This window comes from Spirosoma lituiforme (genome assembly GCF_054776635.1).
In genome coordinates this window covers 33,627-37,087 of the sequence record NZ_BAAHBO010000015.1, presented here as the reverse complement: position 1 = coordinate 37,087, position 3,461 = coordinate 33,627, and the positions used below count along the sequence as shown (strand labels likewise).

Below are 3,461 nucleotides of genomic sequence, written 5' to 3'. Positions count from 1 at the left end.
CCGTGAAGGTGGCCGTCTGGGGCGCTCCCGTGAGGCCCGACCATTGGTTTCGGTAGAGCGCAGACATGCTCAGCACATCGCGGCTGCCGGCGTAGGCGGGGTTGAGGGCCAGCATGTTGAACATGTATTGAGAGAACAGCTTATCCTGCTGCGCCCGGACCGGACCACCGACCACACCCAAAAACAGCAGGATCGTGGCCCAGGTATTGATTGAAAACTTAGTTGCCATCGGTGTTAGCGGTTAATGGTCATGTAGCGGATAAACTATACCAGCGAATCTTAGCACCTGACTCGGATACAATCCGAATGGCAACCGGATAAAATGCACTACCGGTTTATGGTCATGGCACGCTGGAATGCCCGGCCATCACTAAGCCGAATGGCATAGAAGTACGTACCACCAGGCAGAGCCCCCTGCTCAGTACGGCCATCCCAATCATTCTGATAGTTGGCATTCGTGTAGACGAGACGTCCATCCCTGTTATAAATCGTCACATCTGCCTTGAGAGATCCTAAATTATATATTTTGAAGAAGTCGTTTACACCATCTCCATTTGGCGAAAAGCCTTCAGGAATCATCAACTCACCCTGTTCAGCAGTACCAGATGCACTACATATGTCGGCGAAGCTGTTTATGATTAAATTCTGAAAGATACCCCCTGATTTGGCAACGAGTTCACTCCCGGATGTCGTGCTTTTTGACGGTACAACCTCGCTCAGGCCTGTTACAGGAAACGTTTTGTTGTCATTCCACGTAATCTCAGTTCCTTTTTGGCTATTCACATCAGCCATATCGAACTGAATAGTAGCGACAGGCATCCACTGGTTACTAACCACACGGGTTGCATTACGATCTTCCCCAGAATGAATGACATTTAAAGAAACAATGCCCTTGGCAGTGCGTTCAAAGGAGCCGTTCAGCGATTGTGCGTTATAATTGGTGTTGACAATGGTACCTGCACTACTAAAGTTATGCTGTTCAAGCAGTACAGGATGTTGTAAAAACTGTGCATCGTACAAAAAACGAAAGTTAGCATTACCCAGCAGAAACTCTGTGCTTTCATCATGCGCTTTGAGTTCAACATCCACCAGAATTTTCCGGTTGTTGCAGTCTACTTTGTTTTGCTTTAATCGAACATCGAATACGCCATTCTGAGCAATCGCCGACGACAGGGCTATCAGCATGAGCTGTATACATATTACTAATCGAGACATAGCCATTGGGATTAGATAGAGTAAAAAATAGGCCCGTCCAGTAGCCATGGAAGCTGACCGGACGGGCTACTTACCTTAATGGGGCACTTTTGAGTAACGCCCGTTATTCTTATTCCAGAGAACACTGTCGCTGAAATTCACGTCGGCATCCATATTGAAATCGCCGTACCGATACTGATCGAAAATACCGCTCTCATCTTTCCACAATTTTGAATCGAAGAAATTGATATCGAAGTTATCGGTAAAATTGTCCTTTTTCCCATCCGCACCATACATCATCCACTTGCCATCCAGCTGAATCTGGCCAAACGATGGTGGGTTTGCCATCCGATACGAATCCTGCCGGGTGAAGTCAAAGCTTACCGTATTGTTACTGACCATCACTTTGTTTGGCGTCATGACACTCAGGTGATTGCGATGCTCCACTACGGCGAAGTAAGAACCAACTGGCAGCTGGAAGCAAGGCCGGACGAAAGTGATCCGACCATCAGCGTGAAGCAGACCTGCAGCTTTGAACACAGACTGCGTTGTCAGCGAATCCGTACGAAGTGATACCAAGACCCAGTCAACAATATCAGACGCATAGCTCGTCATGCTTTCCGTGCCTGTATAATTCCAGGGGGCTGTGTTGTACGGTTGACCCGATGGCGTAACGACCGCAAAGCTACCGATAGGCGTCTGACCAGGCAGAAGCCCACGCTGATTAAGCGTTGTATTCATCAGGTGCGTCGATGCGTTGTAGGGTCCTTCCAGCATAACTTTCAGATTTATCGCGACACAAGCATTGGGTAACGGATCAACACTAACGGGTATTTCTGCACTGGTTGTCAACCCGGTTGGGTCTGTTATTTTGATGCAGAAGCTACCAGAGTTACCCGTAAAGCCTGTTGGAGGTGTGTACCGCACACAAATCTGATTACCCACTACTGTACTAGCCGTAGTTACAGTACCGTTCAAAGGCTGACCACAAATTGCTACCGTGAAACTGGTTGCTCCTTCCGGATCAGAAACTGGCAGACAGATTTGAGCCGTTGTGTTTATCGGTGTTGTCAACGTTCCTGCACTGATCAGCGGAGGACGTTGAACAGTAGTCGGTATGACTGTTACCGGCACATACGCCACATTGGTCAATCCTGCGGGATCCGTTACAATCAAACAAAGCGTGCCGGCATTCCCCGTGAAGTTGGTCGGTGGTGTATAAGATAGACACAGATTTTTGCCATTCACCGTTGCGGGTACGTTGACTGTACCATTGCCAGGCAACCCACATATTGACACCGTGAAGGTAGTAGCCCCATCAGGATCATTGACCGGCAGGCAGATGCTGGCAGGCGTGTTTTGATTGGTTACTAACGGTGCACTTGCAACAACCGGCGGCTGCGGGGTCGGCTTTGGACAGGAACAAGTAGGAGTAACCAAGACAGGAACCTGGACTGTGCTGGTTTGCCCGGTCGGATCGGTCACCATTACGCAAATTGTACCGGCATAACCCGTAAAACTAGCAGGCGGGGTATAGGCAACACATACACTACCTGTATTGCTGCTTATTATCGTTGCCGTACCGCTGCTCGGTTGACCACAGACTGACGCGGTAAAGGACGTTGTACCGTTCGGATCACTTACCGGCATACACACAACAGTAGGTGTATTGCTCGGAGTGATAACAGGAACAATGACAACGACTGGCGGCTGTTCCGGCGTGGTTGCTGTCGCACAAACAGGGCTGACGACTACTGGTACCTGTACCGTGGCTGTCTGACCCGTTGGATCGGTGACAATGACGCAGATGCTGCCCGCATAACCTGTGAAACTAGCTGGCGGGGTATAACTGATACATACATTGCTTGAGCTGGTGCTCACCACGGCAGCCGTGCCGCTGGCGGGCTGACCGCAGATAGCCGCACTGAAGCTGCTGGTCCCGTCGGCATCGCTCACCGGCAGGCACACGCTGCCCGGTGTGTTTACGCTGGTCACCAACGGCTGACCCGTTACTACCGGCGCGTTCGGCGTCGGCACGCTGGCTGGTATCACCGTCACCGGCACCTGCACAACGCTGGTCAGACCCGTGGGGTCGGTGACCACCAGGCACACATTGCCCACGTTGCCGCTGAAGCCATGCACCGGCACGTAGTTCACACACACGCTGCCGGTGTTGACCACGCTGGCCACGCTCACACTGCCCGAGCTCGGTTGACCGCATACGCTCACCGTGAATGAACTCGTCCCGTCAGGATCACTCACCGGCA

General features: G+C 51.1%; 3 protein-coding genes. All 3 read right to left on the bottom strand.

What is annotated here, in order from left to right; genetic code table 11:
- The coding region (locus ACYU87_RS26545; RefSeq protein WP_461137033.1) for a type IX secretion system membrane protein PorP/SprF at positions 1-229 on the bottom strand (229 nt) is incomplete at its 3' end.
- Positions 230-327: 98 nt separating this feature from the next.
- Positions 328-1,185: a gliding motility-associated C-terminal domain-containing protein gene (locus ACYU87_RS26540; RefSeq protein WP_461137032.1), complete on the bottom strand. Its 858-nt coding sequence runs from the start codon at positions 1,183-1,185 to the stop codon at positions 328-330.
- A gap of 105 nt (positions 1,186-1,290) precedes the next feature.
- A partial coding sequence (locus tag ACYU87_RS26535; RefSeq protein ID WP_461137031.1) for an Ig-like domain-containing protein occupies positions 1,291-3,461 on the bottom strand: 2,171 nt, incomplete at its 5' end.